Annotated in this window: 14 protein-coding genes, 2 tRNA genes and 1 pseudogene; 8 read left to right on the forward strand and 9 right to left on the reverse strand. The window is 64.6% G+C overall.

What is annotated here, in order from left to right:
• Position 1: 1 nt before the first annotated feature.
• Positions 2-718 carry a ribonuclease PH gene (gene rph / locus IPK20_01115; protein MBK8015418.1) on the reverse strand — a complete coding sequence of 239 codons (717 nt, stop codon included), beginning with the start codon at positions 716-718 and terminating at the stop codon, positions 2-4.
• A 205-nt stretch (positions 719-923) separates the two neighbouring features.
• Here rph and IPK20_01120 point away from each other — a divergent pair, with 205 nt between their 5' ends.
• From IPK20_01120 to IPK20_01155, 8 genes and pseudogenes are all read left to right on the forward strand, one after another.
• Positions 924-1,697, forward strand: a complete 774-nt coding sequence (locus IPK20_01120) for a YicC family protein (GenBank protein MBK8015419.1) — start codon at positions 924-926, stop codon at positions 1,695-1,697.
• A 465-nt stretch (positions 1,698-2,162) separates the two neighbouring features.
• Positions 2,163-2,339: a hypothetical protein gene (locus IPK20_01125; GenBank protein MBK8015420.1), complete on the forward strand. Its 177-nt coding sequence runs from the start codon at positions 2,163-2,165 to the stop codon at positions 2,337-2,339.
• Between the two features lie 224 nt (positions 2,340-2,563).
• Positions 2,564-3,172 carry a guanylate kinase gene (gene gmk / locus IPK20_01130; protein MBK8015421.1) on the forward strand — a complete coding sequence of 203 codons (609 nt, stop codon included), beginning with the start codon at positions 2,564-2,566 and terminating at the stop codon, positions 3,170-3,172.
• Positions 3,173-3,181: 9 nt separating this feature from the next.
• Complete coding sequence (locus IPK20_01135) at positions 3,182-3,388, forward strand: DNA-directed RNA polymerase subunit omega (GenBank protein MBK8015422.1); 207 nt, start codon at positions 3,182-3,184, stop codon at positions 3,386-3,388.
• A 140-nt stretch (positions 3,389-3,528) separates the two neighbouring features.
• Entirely contained in the window at positions 3,529-5,646 is a 2,118-nt protein-coding gene (locus IPK20_01140) for a bifunctional (p)ppGpp synthetase/guanosine-3',5'-bis(diphosphate) 3'-pyrophosphohydrolase (protein MBK8015423.1), read from the forward strand.
• Between the two features lie 59 nt (positions 5,647-5,705).
• Positions 5,706-6,390, forward strand: a pseudogene (locus IPK20_01145) (TerC family protein).
• Between the two features lie 70 nt (positions 6,391-6,460).
• Positions 6,461-6,763: a hypothetical protein gene (locus IPK20_01150; protein ID MBK8015424.1), complete on the forward strand. Its 303-nt coding sequence runs from the start codon at positions 6,461-6,463 to the stop codon at positions 6,761-6,763.
• A 311-nt stretch (positions 6,764-7,074) separates the two neighbouring features.
• Complete coding sequence (locus IPK20_01155; GenBank protein ID MBK8015425.1) at positions 7,075-7,434, forward strand: hypothetical protein; 360 nt, start codon at positions 7,075-7,077, stop codon at positions 7,432-7,434.
• A gap of 147 nt (positions 7,435-7,581) precedes the next feature.
• Here the strand turns inward: IPK20_01155 and IPK20_01160 are convergent, their stop codons facing one another.
• The 8 genes from IPK20_01160 to tolB form a co-directional block, all read right to left on the reverse strand.
• Entirely contained in the window at positions 7,582-8,421 is an 840-nt protein-coding gene (locus IPK20_01160; GenBank protein ID MBK8015426.1) for a fumarylacetoacetate hydrolase family protein, read from the reverse strand.
• Positions 8,422-8,551: 130 nt separating this feature from the next.
• Positions 8,552-8,627, reverse strand: a tRNA-Lys gene (locus IPK20_01165).
• A gap of 44 nt (positions 8,628-8,671) precedes the next feature.
• Positions 8,672-8,747: transfer RNA gene (locus IPK20_01170), tRNA-Lys, on the reverse strand.
• Between the two features lie 57 nt (positions 8,748-8,804).
• Positions 8,805-9,884 carry a YeeE/YedE family protein gene (locus IPK20_01175; GenBank protein MBK8015427.1) on the reverse strand — a complete coding sequence of 360 codons (1,080 nt, stop codon included), beginning with the start codon at positions 9,882-9,884 and terminating at the stop codon, positions 8,805-8,807.
• 103 nt (positions 9,885-9,987) lie between these two features.
• Positions 9,988-10,653 (reverse strand): 7-cyano-7-deazaguanine synthase QueC, encoded by a 666-nt coding sequence (gene queC / locus IPK20_01180; protein MBK8015428.1) that lies wholly within the window; start codon positions 10,651-10,653, stop codon positions 9,988-9,990.
• 21 nt (positions 10,654-10,674) lie between these two features.
• Positions 10,675-11,769, reverse strand: coding sequence for a tol-pal system protein YbgF (gene ybgF / locus IPK20_01185; GenBank protein MBK8015429.1), 1,095 nt, complete (start codon positions 11,767-11,769; stop codon positions 10,675-10,677).
• Between the two features lie 46 nt (positions 11,770-11,815).
• Complete coding sequence (gene pal / locus IPK20_01190) at positions 11,816-12,484, reverse strand: peptidoglycan-associated lipoprotein Pal (protein MBK8015430.1); 669 nt, start codon at positions 12,482-12,484, stop codon at positions 11,816-11,818.
• A gap of 17 nt (positions 12,485-12,501) precedes the next feature.
• Positions 12,502-13,815, reverse strand: coding sequence for a Tol-Pal system protein TolB (gene tolB, locus IPK20_01195; protein MBK8015431.1), 1,314 nt, complete (start codon positions 13,813-13,815; stop codon positions 12,502-12,504).
• Positions 13,816-13,871: the final 56 nt, after the last annotated feature.

Genomic DNA, 13,871 nt, shown 5'->3' on the forward strand with positions numbered 1-13,871 from the left:
GTCACAGCCCCAGTGCCGCGCGCTGCAGACGCACCAGTTGCCCGATGCCGGCCTCGGCCAGATCGAGCATCGAGACCATTTCCTCGCGGGAGAAGGGTGCGCCTTCGGCAGTCCCCTGCACCTCGACGAGCTGACCGGCCCCGGTCATCACGACATTCATGTCGGTCTCGCAGTTGGAATCCTCGGCGTAGTCCAGATCCAGCACCGGCGTGCCGTCGAACATGCCCACCGACACAGCGGCCACGAAATCGCGTACGGGCACCCGGTCCAGCCGCCCCTGATCCACCAGCACGTTGAGCGCATCGTGCAGGGCCACGAACGCCCCCGTGATGGCGGCGGTCCGCGTGCCGCCGTCGGCCTGCAGCACGTCGCAGTCGAGCTGGATGCTGCGCTCGCCCAGCGCCGCCATGTCCACCACCGAACGCAGGCTGCGGCCCACGAGTCGCTGGATCTCCTGGGTCCGGCCGGTCTGCTTGCCACGCGCGGCTTCCCGGTCCATGCGCGTGTGAGTGGAGCGGGGCAGCATGCCGTATTCGGCCGTGACCCAGCCTTCGCCCTTCCCTTTCAGGAAGGGCGGCACCTTCTCCTCCACAGAGGCGGTGCACAGAACCTTGGTGTCTCCGAACTCGACGAGCACGGAGCCTTCGGCATGCTTGGTGAAGTGACGCTGGATGCGCACGGAGCGCAGTTCATGGGGGGCACGGCCGCTTGGTCTCATGTTTCGATCTTCTGTTCTGATGCGTTCTCGATGACGGCCGACGAAAACAACCCTGTGCTATCGTTCGGCGGCCGAATTCTCAGGCGCCCACCGTCTCCCCTGTAAAGCGAATCCATGATCTTCAGCATGACCGGTTACGCGGCCGTCACTCGCGACCTGCCCGTGGGAAGTCTGACGCTCGAACTGCGTTCGGTGAACCACCGCTATCTCGACATCACCTTCCGCGCCGCAGAGGAATTCAGAGTCTTCGAACCTGCCATGCGCGAGATGCTCGCCGCCAAGCACTCCCGCGGCAAGCTCAGTGCCGCATCAGCCTGAACCGCGGTACCGCAGCGCCGTCGCTGCTCGAGATCAACGTGCCCCTGCTCGACAAGCTGGTCGAGCTGAATGCGCAGTGCAGTCGAAGCTGCCCCAGGCTTCCACGCTATCCGTGAGCGACATCCTCCGCTGGCCCGGCATGTTCGGCGCCGAGACGCTGCCCATGGAAGAACTGCGGGAAACCACGCTGGGATTGCTCTCAGAGGCCCTGGCGGAATTCACGGCCAGCCGCGGACGCGAGGGCGAGAATCTGAAGCAATTGCTGATCGAACGCGCCGACCGCATGGACCAGCTTGCCAAGGATGTCGCGCCGAAAATCCCCCAACTGGTCGCCGCACAGCAGGAGCGCTTCGCCCAGCGCATGCGCGAGGCCGGTGTGACGATGGACGAGGAGCGCATCCGCCAGGAAGTCGTGATGTACGCCTCCCGCATCGACGTGGACGAGGAACTCTCGCGGCTGCACACCCATCTCGGCGAACTGCGCCGCATCCTGGGCAAGGGTGGCGCCGTAGGCAAGCGGCTGGACTTCCTCGTGCAGGAACTCAACCGCGAAGCCAACACCCTCGGCTCGAAGTCCGTGGACGTGGATGTGTCGCAGACTTCAATGGAACTGAAGGTGCTGATCGAGCAGATGCGGGAGCAGGTGCAGAACATCGAGTAAGTCTTCCGCCCAGCAGGCGCTTCATTCCGGCGCTACGGGTTCGGCCCTTCCCGGATTAGTCCCCTGCATCGAGGAGGGACGCGACACGGAAGTCCGGTTCAATCCCATCCACCAGCGGGTCATTGTCATCACCGTTTCCTCCAGCGGCATCGGGCTCGCCACCGGGTTGGGGCGGAGAGAGGCGCCACCCTGGTGCTCGCTGCACGCAGTGACGACACTCTCAGGAGATCGATCGCCAACTTTCGGCGCGTGGCCAGCCCGTGCTCAACCTCGAAGCCGGTATCGGAGACCGCTCGCAAGCAACCCTGTGCGCGGCCGGGACCGGATGCGTCGTCCGGGTTGCCGAATACGCTACCGCAGGCCGCGCGTTTCGAAACACGCCTGCCTGTCGGCATATTGCCCGGCCTGCAACAGCACACTTCTTCCTGCGCACCGTCCGCGCCGCCAGAGAAAGGGAGAACTGTCATGCACAAGAACCGGATCGACATCGCCATCAGAAACCACCGCCGCGAGCACGTCCCCGGCGAGCGCAGTTCGTCCTTGAGCTTGAGGTCCCATCGAGAGGCAGCCCGGATTCCGGAGCCCGACGACGGCGACCGCGACCCCGTCGAGTATCTCTGGCCAGGCGTTCCGCTCTGCTGAGGAGCGCGCGGGTCAATCGAGCCTCCTCCGCAGAAGGCACCTTTCGAAGCCGGTGAGCCGTTCACCGGCTTCGCTCTTCTAGACGTCACCGGTTCCGGTTACAGTCGGGGCATGCGACACGCGGTGTCGCGGCAGGCCGAAAGGCCGTCGGCCGCTTTGCCGCGAGCCCGGAACCCGCGGTCCGGCTTGCAGTCAGGACCGCTCGCCCTCAAGTCCGACCACACATGCCAGGAAAGCTCTTCATCGTCAGCGCGCCCTCCGGCGCCGGCAAGACCAGTCTCGTGCGGGCGCTGCTGCACGCCGATACGAGCGTGCATCTGTCCGTATCCTTCACCACCCGCGCGCCCCGTGCAGGAGAAACCCACGGCAAGCACTATCACTTCGTCTCGGTGGATTCGTTCCGCTCGATGCAGGAGAGCGGAGAACTGCTGGAAAGCGCGGAGGTGCACGGCAACCTCTACGGAACGGGCCGGGCCTGGGTGGAAGCCCAGATGAAGGATGGCGCCGACATCCTGCTGGAAATCGACTGGCAGGGCGCAGTGCAGATCAAGAAGCTGATGCCTGAAGCCGTAGGTATCTTCATCCTGCCTCCGTCGCTCGAAACTCTCGCCCAGCGACTGGCCAAGCGAGCCACCGACACTCCGGAGGTGATCGAGCGGCGGCTGGACGCTGCGAAGGCCGAGATCCGGCACGTAACGGACTTCGATTACGTTATACTTAACAATGACTTCGAAGAAGCTGCCCGCGATCTCATCGCTGTCGTCCGGGCCGAGCGTCTGAGGCTGACCACGCAACTGGTCCGGCATCACGATCTGATCAACCGCATGAAGTGAGAAATCGCCATGGCCCGCATCACCGTTGAAGACGCACTGCACAGCATCGCCAACCGTTTCGAACTGACACTCGCCGCCACCTACCGTGCGCGCGAACTCGCCAACGGCGCCACGCCCCAGGTCGAAGCGAACAAGGACAAGGTCACGGTCATCGCCCTGCGCGAGATCGCAAGCGGCCTGATCGGTCCCGAAATCCTCCGTCGAACCAAGCATTGAACACCTCGGGGCGCGGCCCGTCCCGTCGGCTCGCGCCCCTCGTGACATCACCTCGCGCCCCATGATCCCGCCCAGGACGATGCGCCGCCGATACCCTGCCAGGGGCTCTCGGCAGTCCTGCGGAGGTCTTCATGGGTGACATGTCGGAAGCCCAGGTCCTGCTCGATCAGGCCGCCGGCTATCTGAAGCAGGAAGACGTCTCCCAGCTCGAATCGGCCTTCCGCTTCAGCGCGGAAGCGCATCAGGGCCAGTTCCGCATGTCGGGAGAGCCCTACGTCTCCCATCCCGTCGCAGTCGCGCAGATCCTCACGCAATGGCATCTGGATTCGCAGGCCCTCACTGCGGCCCTGCTCCACGATGTGATGGAAGACACGGCCGTCACGAAGGCCGAGATCGCCGACAAGTTCGGCAAGATGGTCGCGGATCTCGTGGACGGCGTGTCGAAGCTGGATCGCATCGAGTTCGAGAGTCAGGAACACGCGCAGGCGGAGAACTTCCGCAAGATGGTGCTGGCCATGACCCGCGACGTCCGGGTCATCCTGATCAAGCTCGCCGACCGGCTGCACAACATGCGCACGCTCGACGTGATGAATCCCAAGAAGCGCGCGCGCATCGCCCGGGAGACGCTGGACATCTACGCGCCGATCGCCAACCGGCTCGGGCTCAATGCGCTGTATCAGGAACTGCAGGAACTCTCGTTCAAGCATCTGTTCCCCAACCGCTACCGCGTGCTGCAAAAAGCGCTGCTGGCGGCGCGGGGTCACCGGCGGGAGGTCGTCAACCGCATCCTGGAAGCCATCCGCGCCAAGCTGGAGCAGTCCGGCATCCACGCCACGGTGACCGGCCGCGAGAAGAATCTCTACAGCATCTACTGCAAGATGCACGAGAAGCACCTCACGTTCTCGCAGGTATCCGACATCTTCGGCTTTCGAGTGATCGTGGACGACGATCCCGCGTGCTACTTGACCCTGGGCGCGCTTCACAGTCTCTACAAGCCCATCCCGGGGCGGTTCAAGGACTACATCGCCATTCCGAAGGCCAACGCCTACCAGTCGCTGCACACCACGCTGTTCGGCCCCTTCGGCATGCCGATCGAAGTGCAGATCCGCACACAGGAGATGCACAAGCTCGCTGAAGCAGGCGTCGCGTCGCACTGGCTCTACAAGGCCAACGAACACGAACTGAACGAGCTGCAGAAGAAGACCCATCAGTGGCTGCAGAGCCTCCTGGAAATGCAGACCCAGAGCGGCTCGTCGATCGAGTTTCTCGAACACCTCAAGGTCGACCTGTTCCCCGACGAGGTCTACGTCTTCACCCCCAAGGGCAAGATTCTCGCGCTCCCGCACGGCGCCACTTGCGTGGATTTTGCGTACGCGGTGCATACCGACATCGGCAACCGCTGCATTTCGGCCAAGATCAACAACGAGCTGGTCCCGCTGCGCACGGTGCTTCGCAATGGCGACCGCGTGGAGATCATCACGGCATCGCACGCCAAGCCGAATCCGGCGTGGCTCAACTATGTGGTCACGGGCAAGGCACGTTCGCACATCCGCCACTTCCTCAAGACCATGCAGTACGAGGAATCGGTGCAACTGGGCGAGCGGCTGCTCAACCAGGCGCTGGCCGCCCTGCAGACCAAGCCGGACCAGGTGCCGGAAGCGGACTGGGCCAAGCTCATCAAGGATCGCAACGCGCCCTCCAAGCATGAGATCCTCGCCGACATCGGCCTGGGAAAGCTGCTGGCTTTCGTTGTCGCCCGAAGGCTGCTGCAGCTGGGCGACCAGCCGGATGGCGAATCATCGCGCCTGCCAGGGTCCATCGTGATTCGCGGGTCGGAGGGCATGGCGCTGCAGCTCGCGAAGTGCTGCCACCCGATTCCAGGCGATCCGATCATCGGATACATCAAGAAAGGCCATGGACTGGTGGTGCACACCCACGACTGCCCGGTGGCGCGCAAGACGCGCGGCGACCCGGACAAGTGGCTCGACGTGGAGTGGTCGCTGGACATCGACCGGTTGTTCGCCGTGAACATCAAGCTCGTGGTCTCGAACCAGCGTGGCGTGCTGGCAAAGCTGGCGGCGGAGATCGCCGAGTCGAATGCGAACATCGACAATGTCAGCCTGGAACCCGGCGACTCGAGCGCGTACGCCAACGTGCACTTCACCCTGCAGGTCAAGCATCGGCCGCATCTTGCGCTCATCATGCGCGGCCTGCGGCGGATTCCCGAGGTCATCCGTATCAACCGTCTCAAAGGGTGATCAGCTAAAACGCTGTTCCGATTCGCGGCCCGGCCCCCCGGGCAGCACGACTTCATCGCATGGAAATCCTGTCCCTGAACTTTCTCTACGCGCTCGGCGCGATCGTCATCATCGACCTCGTGCTGGCCGGCGACAACGCGATCGTGATCGCGCTGGCCGCCCGCACATTGCCCAAGGACCTGCAGAAGAAGGCCATCGTGTGGGGAACCCTCGGCGCCATCGTCGTGCGGATTCTCATGACCGTGATCGTCGTGTGGCTCCTGCAGCTTCCGTTTCTGCGGCTGGTGGGAGGCGCGCTTCTGATCTGGATCGCCTACAAGCTGCTTGCAGCGGAAAGCGATGACGGAGGACACGAAGTCCACGGATCCAGGGGCAAGCCCGCGACGTTCTGGGATGCCCTGCGCACCATCGTCATCGCGGATGCCGTGATGGGACTGGACAACGTTCTGGGCGTGGCCGGTGCGGCCAAGGGCAGCTATCTGCTGGTGATCCTCGGCCTGGGCATCAGCATTCCCATCATGATCTGGGGCAGCACGCTCATTCTGAAATGGGTCGAACGTTTCCCCCGTCATCATCTACGTCGGCGCGGGTGTGCTGGCCTGGACGGCCGCGTCGATGATCTGCCACGAGCCGGCGGTCGAGCGGTTCCTGGGGGAACAGCCCTGGATGCGATACGCCATCTATGTGGTAATCCTGGGCGGCGTCCTGGGCGGCGGCTACTGGATGAAAACCCGGAAACGTTGACGGCGGTCAAGGCGCGGGTACCATTGCCGGGATAGCTTCAAGCTGGGCAAGTTTGTCGGAGAGAAACACCATGAAGCGCGCAATCCTCGGTACGTTCCTCGTTCTCGGTTTGTTGCAGAGCGGCTTCGCCCGCGCCGAGAGTTCGGACGATGCCTCCGATCTCCCCAAGTCCCTTTCCCGGAGCGACCGCCTGGACATCTACGGGGCGGGGATGTGCCACCAGTGCGAATGGCGGCCACACGCCAAGGTGATGGCGGCCGCCGAGCAGTGCGGCACCGGGACGGACGGCAGAGCCAACCTGGCCACTTTCGAGTGCGGCCGCTCCCCGGCATGCGATCCGGTGTGCAACTTCATCAAGTGCGAAGCGCCCTGATCGGACACGCGCTTACCAGCACCAGACTCCTGCGGGCCGGCGGATCGGCACAGGCAGTCGGCGTCTTGCGACGCAAACCGCTGCCGTTGCAGCCAAGTGCGCCGGCAGGCCGGAAGGCACACCGCCAAATTGTTGATTGCATGACGCTCTTTCGAGCTGGCACATCGCTTGATATGGATGAACCGGCAGCATCCGAGTCCCCCCGACCGGGTGTGGCTTGTCTGTAAAGTGGGACTTCCCCCGCCCGCGCCTGGGCACAGGCCGGGCGGTTTTTTATTCTTGCGCGTGAATCCCGCAGGGGCCGCCTCACCATGAAGCCGAGACAAAACAACCCGCAAGGGCGTCCTGACCGCGGGGGACTCCTCGGCGACGCCCAGACGATCATCATCAACGGCAGCGTCGTCGTGCTGCTCGTACTCGGAATCGGCGGCCTCATCTACAACGCCTTCAAGCCCGGAGGCTGGCTCGGACGTTACGTCGGGGGAGCGCTCGACGGAGGCGCCGGTTCCATTCTGATGGGCCTCCTCGGCCTGCTCATCGGCGGCTACATGATCAAGCGCTGGTTCGATGGCGTGGATGCGAAGAGCTCACGCGGCGACCTGTTGCTGTACGTGGGCATCGGCCTGGGGCTCTTCTACGGCTACCAGCTGGTCGTCAACGGATCACTCTAGGGACCGCGCGGACGTTTCGGGCGCGTTCCCCGGTGCGCATGGGGATAGCGTCTGAGTTTGGCGACGTCTTTTTTTCCTTGGTTTTCCGCCGGTTGATTGCGGCGCGCATCGCCCGCGTCGTTACGGAGCGACACTTGGCCGGTCCGGCTAACGGCGTCGCACAGGGTTCGAGAGGGTCCTGAATCCGGCGATCCGGCACTCCGCGACGTCGCCATCCTCGATGACCACCGCGCCCGGCGTCCCGGTCGAGATGATGTCGCCCGGATGCAGAGTCATCACGTGCGAGTGGAACGAAACGAGGTAGGCCGGCGGGAACTGCATGTTGGCCACCACGTTCTTGCGATGCAGCTTGCCGTTGTTGAACGTTCCCACTTCCACGGAAAGCACGTCCGGGACTTCGTCGGGCGTGACGAGCTCCGGACCGAAGGAAAAGAAGGTGTCGAAGTTCTTCGAGCGAGTCAGGTAGCGCGGATTCTTCTGGAGGATGTCCTCGGCGGTCATGTCGAGGATGAGGCAGTAGCCCGCCACATACTGGCCGACGTCCGCCTCGCTCACACGGCGGCAAGTCCTTCCGATGATGACCCCGATCTCCGCTTCGGCCGTGACCCGCTGTGACTCCGGCGGCAACTCGATCGTGTCACCCGGCCCGATGATCGTCTGGTCACCCTTGATGAACGACGCGGGTTCGTCCGGATAGACTGCGTTGAGATCCGCCGCGTGATCGCGGTAATTGAGCCCGATGCCCCAGATCTTCCGGGGATGCCGGTAGAGCGGCCCGTACGCCAGGGCCGACGGATCGCGGTAGGCTCCACATGCCGCCGCATCCTCGGCCAGCGCGGGAGGCAGGCCGTTGACGATCAGTTCGAAGAGGTCCGCAGGCCAGGCTCGCCCGAGCGATGCATTGATGTCGGAGACGAGGACGGCGCCCTTCGGAAGCAGCACGGCGGCCTGTTCGCGGCCCTGATGAACGATGGTGGCGTAGCGCATGGTGGTCTGCCTGATCGACGCAAGTGAAGGACGCGATCCGTTCGGGGGCGCAAACCGGACTTGCGTACCCCGCATCTCGGTACCGGGGCGCCGTCTGTCCTGCGGACACGAACAACGGAACGGGTGGGTTTGGTAGGCCGTGTAGGATTCGAACCTACGACCAATGGATTAAGAGTCCACTGCTCTACCAGCTGAGCTAACGGCCCACACCGACTTCCACGCAACGGGATGCGCGCAGATTGCAAGTCAGTGGTAGGAGGTGCGAGATTCGAACTCGCGACCAACGGATTAAAAGTCCGCTGCTCTACCGACTGAGCTAACCACCCGAAAAAGAGGCCGAATTCTATGGACCGGGCCGTAGGGTGTCAACGCCGAAGGCCGCTTCAGCCACGGGCAATCCAGAAACGGAGCGTCAGCACACAACCCGTCACGATGGCGGCCACCGTGAGGAGCGACCCAGCCGCCAATGTCGAGATTCCCGTGAGGCCCTGACCCACGGTGCATCCCAGTGCCGTGACCCCGCCGAATCCCATCAGTGCAGCACCGGCCAGATGATTCTTGAGGTCGGCGCTGGAAGCAAACGATTCCCATCGAAAACTCTTCGTCGCGACGGCATCCGCCCACGAACCGAACGCGGCTCCCGCGACGATGGCCACCCCGAACGTCGGCTTGAGCGACGCATCCGTCCAGAGCATCAGCAGATCCAGCACGTGCGCAACAGGAGCCACGTACGTCAGCGACTCGGGGCGGTGCGATTGCGTGCCGACGAAGACTGCCTCCAAGGTGTCCGGATGTTCCGAAATGAAACCCACGTGACCGGTGAGATACCAGCCGGCCACGACGAGCGCACCGATGAGCACTGCGCTCGACCAGGCGCGCACGGAACGGCGAAACGCGGAATCCCGCCAGCACCAGGCCATCATCACCGAAACGATGAAAGCGGCAATCCAGGCTCGCGACGATTCGCCCACGAGCCGCGGCAGGTCCTGGCCTGCAGACAACCGCAGCGACCAGGTGTCCAGCCACGCCGTTCTGGGCACCGCGAGCACCCCGCGAAGCGTCATCGCCGCCACGACCCCCAACACCACCAGCACGACGACTGCCTTGAGGTTCCCCGCCCCCGCGCGTACGACGTTCCTCGCACCGCACCCCGAAGCGAGGGTCATCCCGATGCCGAACAGCAGACCGCCTGCCAGATGAGAGACGACCGTCAGCCGGGAGCCCGTATAGAGGCTCTGCGAAAGATCCACCAGGCCGAAGACATGAAGCGCCTGTGCGCCTGCGATGGCCACCGCCATGGCAAGGACCCACATGCGCAGCCGCACCAGATCGCCCATGAGGACGACGTCCGAGATGGCGCCCATGGTGCAGAAGCCCGAACGGCGGGCAGTCGCACCGAACACTGCCGCGATGACGAAACCGCCCGCAGGAATCAGCCAGGAAAGGGTGGGAACTTCGAACATCGGAACGTTGGGCCGGGAAAGGGTCGCGATTCTACGCGCGGCGATCGGGAATCCGCGGTCCGGAAGCAGAAACGGTCGATACCTTGCGGTTATCGGTCAGCGATCAGACAACGTATCGCGTCGGGTCCGCCACGCCGGCACCGGCAAAACCTTCGCGCCGCAGCCGGCAGGAATCGCAGCGGCCGCAAGCCCGGCCGTCGGGATCGGCGTTGTAGCAGGACACGGTGAGGGCGAAATCCACCCCGAGTTCCTTGCCGCGGCGAATGATGTCCGCCTTGGAGAAGCGGATGATCGGTGCGTGGATGCGCAGGGGCCGGCCTTCCACGGCTGCCTTGGTGGCCACGTTGGCGAGCGCCTCGAATGCCTGAACGAACTCGGGCCGGCAATCGGGGTAACCGGAGTAGTCGACCGCGTTGGCGCCGTAGAAGATGTGCGAGGCATCGAGCACCTCGGCGTATGCCAACGCGAGGGACAGCATGATGGTGTTCCGGGCCGGAACGTAAGTGCTGGGAATCACCCCCGACACCACGCCGCCCGTGGGCACTTCGATCCGGTCGTCGGTGAGCGCGGAGCCGCCGATGGCGCGAAGGTCGACATCCACGATGCGGTGAGAGACTGCGCCGAGCTGGCGTGCCACGCGTGGCGCCGCGTCGAGTTCGGCGCTGTGGCGCTGCCCGTACCGCACGGACAACGCGTGGCATTCGTAGCCGTCCTGACGTGCGATGGCCAGGACCGTCGCGGAGTCGAGCCCCCGACAGCAGGACGACAGCCCGAGGCCCGGCCGTGTCGGTCACTTGAGCTTGGCCAGGCGCTGCTTGGCTTTCTCGGCCGACTCGGACAGGGGATGCTTGGCGATGAGATCCTCGAGCGTCTTGCGCGCGGCCCGGGTGTCGCCGGCCCCATTCTGCGCATTCGCCAGGATCAGCATGGCATCGGGCACCTTCAGATGGTCGGGGTAGGCGGCCATCAGCTTCTGCTGGGCGGCGATGGCGTTCGGATAGTCTCCCACGCGGAAGTACGCTTCGCCGAGCCAGTACTGCGCATTGGGCGCCAGCTCGTGCTTCGGATGCTGCTGCAGAAACCCCTGAAAGGCCGACACGGCACCGGCAGCGTCTCCGGAACGCTGCTTTGCCAAGGCGAACTCATAGGCCTTGCTCGCGGATTGCGGCTCGGGCGAGGAACTGGCCGCGGCGACGGGTGTGGCGGCCACGGCAGGCGGCGGCGCAACCGCCTTGACGCTGGGCCCGCCGGTGATCGGCGCATTCGCTCCACCGGGCGGCGGCTCTCCACCGGTGCCGCCCGCCGTGGAACCTCCCGCGGCGACCGCCTGTTCCACGCGCCGCAGACGCATTTCCAGGTCGCCGGAAGCCGCAGGCGCGCCTCCTCCACCGGACTCGAGCTTCTTCAGCCGGGCTTCCAGCTCGGCCATCTGGGCGGAGGATCCGCCGGCGGCCCCCGAGCCGGCCGTCAGCGTGGCATCCATCTTCCGAAGTCGGGTCTCGACCTCCGCCTCGAACTTCTTCATCTGGACGTCGAGATCCGCCTCGAGCTTCTTCAGACGAAGCTCCAGATCGCCAAGCTGCCCGCTGATGCGCTTGCGTTCGGCCGCGTCATCCTTCGACAGCTGTTCGAGCCGGCGAAGCCTGCTGTCACCGTCGTTGTAGAGGTCGCTGTGGCGCTTCTCGGCCTTCTGGATGCGCTCGTTGGCCTGATCGACGCGATGGAAGGAGTCTTCCACCTGCCCGCGCAGTTCGCGCACCTGGCGGTTGAGGCCCTCGACCTGGTTCAACGTCTCGAGCAGCACCTTGCCCTGGTCGCTGGCCGTGCCGGCCGGACGCTGCGTCTGCGCCGTTGCCGGCGAGAAAGCAACAAGGCCCGCCAACATGGCGAGCCCTGCCGCAGCCGAATTCAACAGGCGCCGTGGCGTCGGATCACTCCGTGCCGGGGTACATGATGTCACTGCGTCGATTCTCCGCATAAGCATCCTCGTCCTGGCCGGTGGCCTTGGGCTTCTCTTCCCCATAGCTTACGGTCTCGACACGGGATGCGGAAACACCCAGGACCGTGAGTGCCTTCTTCACGCTGTCCGCGCGCCGCTGTCCCAGGGCCAGGTTGTATTCGGTGGAACCGCGCTCGTCGCAGTTTCCTTCGACTCGCGCCTTGATGTTCTTGTTCTCGAGCAGGAAGTTGGCGTGCGCCTCGATGAGCGGACCGAAGTCCTCGCGGATGTCGTACCGATCGAAATCGTAGTAGACGCTGCGCTTGAAGACCGGGCTTGCCGGGTCGTGCAGCGCGGTCTTGGGGTCGGTCAGGGCGCGTTCCGTCACGGCCGGCTGCTGCAACGCCTTGATCTCGGCATCGGCCTGCGCCTTGGCGGCGGCCTCGGCTTCCCGGCGGCGCTGCTCGTCGGCCTTGCGGTTCAGCTCTTCCTGCTCCTTGGCGGCCGCGGCACGGCGGCGGGCTTCCTCTTCGTCGGCCTTGCGCTGGGTTTCCAGGAGGTCGCGCTGTTCCACCGCGGCCTTGTCCTGCTCATTGACATCCTGTGTCGCACAACCGGTCACCATCAGGCCGGCCAGCACCAAGAGGATGAGCTTCTTCATGGTTTTTTGCTCCTTGTTCACCGAGACTTGAAAATGGGACCCCACGCAGGCTCGCGAATGTTCCCGCCTGTGTCGGTAAAACGCTGCTTTATCCGCCCGTCGCGCGAAACCGCCGCCAGTACGCCGCGCTTGTTGTGTTCCGACGCATAGAGAATCATGCGGCCGTTCGGCGCGAACGTGGGCGAGGAATCGATGCGCCCGTCGGTCAGCAAGATCGCTTCCCGGCTCCCCAGTTCCTGGATCGCCACGTTATAACGGCCGGAATTCCGTTGTATGAAGCAGAAACTGCGGCCATCGGGACTCCACCGGGGCGTCACGTTGTACGTCCCCTCGAACGTCATGCGCTCGGCGCTTCCCCCGCCGCTGGGCATGCGGTAGACCTGCGGACTGCCGCCGCGGTCCGACGTGAAGAGGATGTGCCGGCCGTCCGGAGACCATGAGGCTTCCGTGTCGATGGCCTGGCTGTTGGTGAGCCGGGTCAGCCCCGATCCATCCAGATTCACCAGGTAGAGCTGCGCCACCCCGTCACGCGTGAGGGTGATCGACAGCCTTTGCCCATCCGGTGCCCAGGAAGGAGAGCTGTTCGCGCCTTCGAAGTTGGCCAGAACCGTCCGCGAGCCATCGGCCAGGGAGTGGACGAACACGATGGGCTTGCGGCGCTCGAAGGATACGTAGGCGATCCTGGACCCGTCCGGCGACCATGCCGGGGAGATGATCGGCTCCTTGTGGGCCAGGATGAAGTCGGCATTGCCGCCATCGGCGTCGGCGACCTGCAGTTCGAAGCGCTCTTCGCCCTTGACCACATAGCAGATGCGGGTCGAGAACACCCCCGCCTCGCCCGTCATTTCTTCGTAGATGGCGTCGGCGATGCGATGCGCCGTCGCCCGGAGCTGGTTGGCCGCGATGGTGTAGGCGAACCCCGCCCGCTGGCTCTGCCTCGCCACGTCCATCAGCCGGAAACGCATCGCGAGACGGCCGTCCGAACGCTCGACGACGTTGCCGATCACCACGCTTTCGGCACCGCGGCTGCGGAATTCACGCCAGTCCACGTCCTCCGGTTCGGTAGGCAGCTTGGACAGACCGTTGAGGTCCACCTGCTTGAACCAGCCGCTGCGCATGAGGTCCGCGCGGACGATCTCGCCCACCTTGTCGCGGTAGCGGTCCTCGTTGCCGAAGGGGACCACCGAAATGGGCATCTGGTTGCTGCTGCCACCGATGATCTCGATGGTGAGGGCCGCGGACCCCAGCCCCGGCGTGCAGAGCGCCAGCGCGCCTGCGATTCCTCGCAGGGCATCTCGGCGACCCGGATCTGGCGGCAATGCATTCGGCATCATCAACATGGGGCGCAATTATACGGCTCCGCGTTACGTTCACTATGACGGATTCG

The organism is Betaproteobacteria bacterium (genome assembly GCA_016713305.1).
GTDB lineage: Bacteria > Pseudomonadota > Gammaproteobacteria > Burkholderiales.

Coding starts and splice junctions, on each gene's coding strand:
- IPK20_01155 (MBK8015425.1), top strand. CDS start 7,075: ATGAAGCCGAGACAAAACAACCCGCAAGGGCGTCCTGACCGCGGGGGA.
- ybgF (MBK8015429.1), bottom strand. CDS start 11,769: ATGTTGGCGGGCCTTGTTGCTTTCTCGCCGGCAACGGCGCAGACGCAG.
- IPK20_01125 (MBK8015420.1), top strand. CDS start 2,163: ATGCACAAGAACCGGATCGACATCGCCATCAGAAACCACCGCCGCGAG.
- tolB (MBK8015431.1), bottom strand. CDS start 13,815: ATGCCGAATGCATTGCCGCCAGATCCGGGTCGCCGAGATGCCCTGCGA.
- IPK20_01150 (MBK8015424.1), top strand. CDS start 6,461: ATGAAGCGCGCAATCCTCGGTACGTTCCTCGTTCTCGGTTTGTTGCAG.
- pal (MBK8015430.1), bottom strand. CDS start 12,484: ATGAAGAAGCTCATCCTCTTGGTGCTGGCCGGCCTGATGGTGACCGGT.
- IPK20_01160 (MBK8015426.1), bottom strand. CDS start 8,421: ATGCGCTACGCCACCATCGTTCATCAGGGCCGCGAACAGGCCGCCGTG.
- rph (MBK8015418.1), bottom strand. CDS start 718: ATGAGACCAAGCGGCCGTGCCCCCCATGAACTGCGCTCCGTGCGCATC.
- IPK20_01175 (MBK8015427.1), bottom strand. CDS start 9,884: ATGTTCGAAGTTCCCACCCTTTCCTGGCTGATTCCTGCGGGCGGTTTC.
- IPK20_01140 (MBK8015423.1), top strand. CDS start 3,529: ATGTCGGAAGCCCAGGTCCTGCTCGATCAGGCCGCCGGCTATCTGAAG.
- gmk (MBK8015421.1), top strand. CDS start 2,564: ATGCCAGGAAAGCTCTTCATCGTCAGCGCGCCCTCCGGCGCCGGCAAG.
- IPK20_01135 (MBK8015422.1), top strand. CDS start 3,182: ATGGCCCGCATCACCGTTGAAGACGCACTGCACAGCATCGCCAACCGT.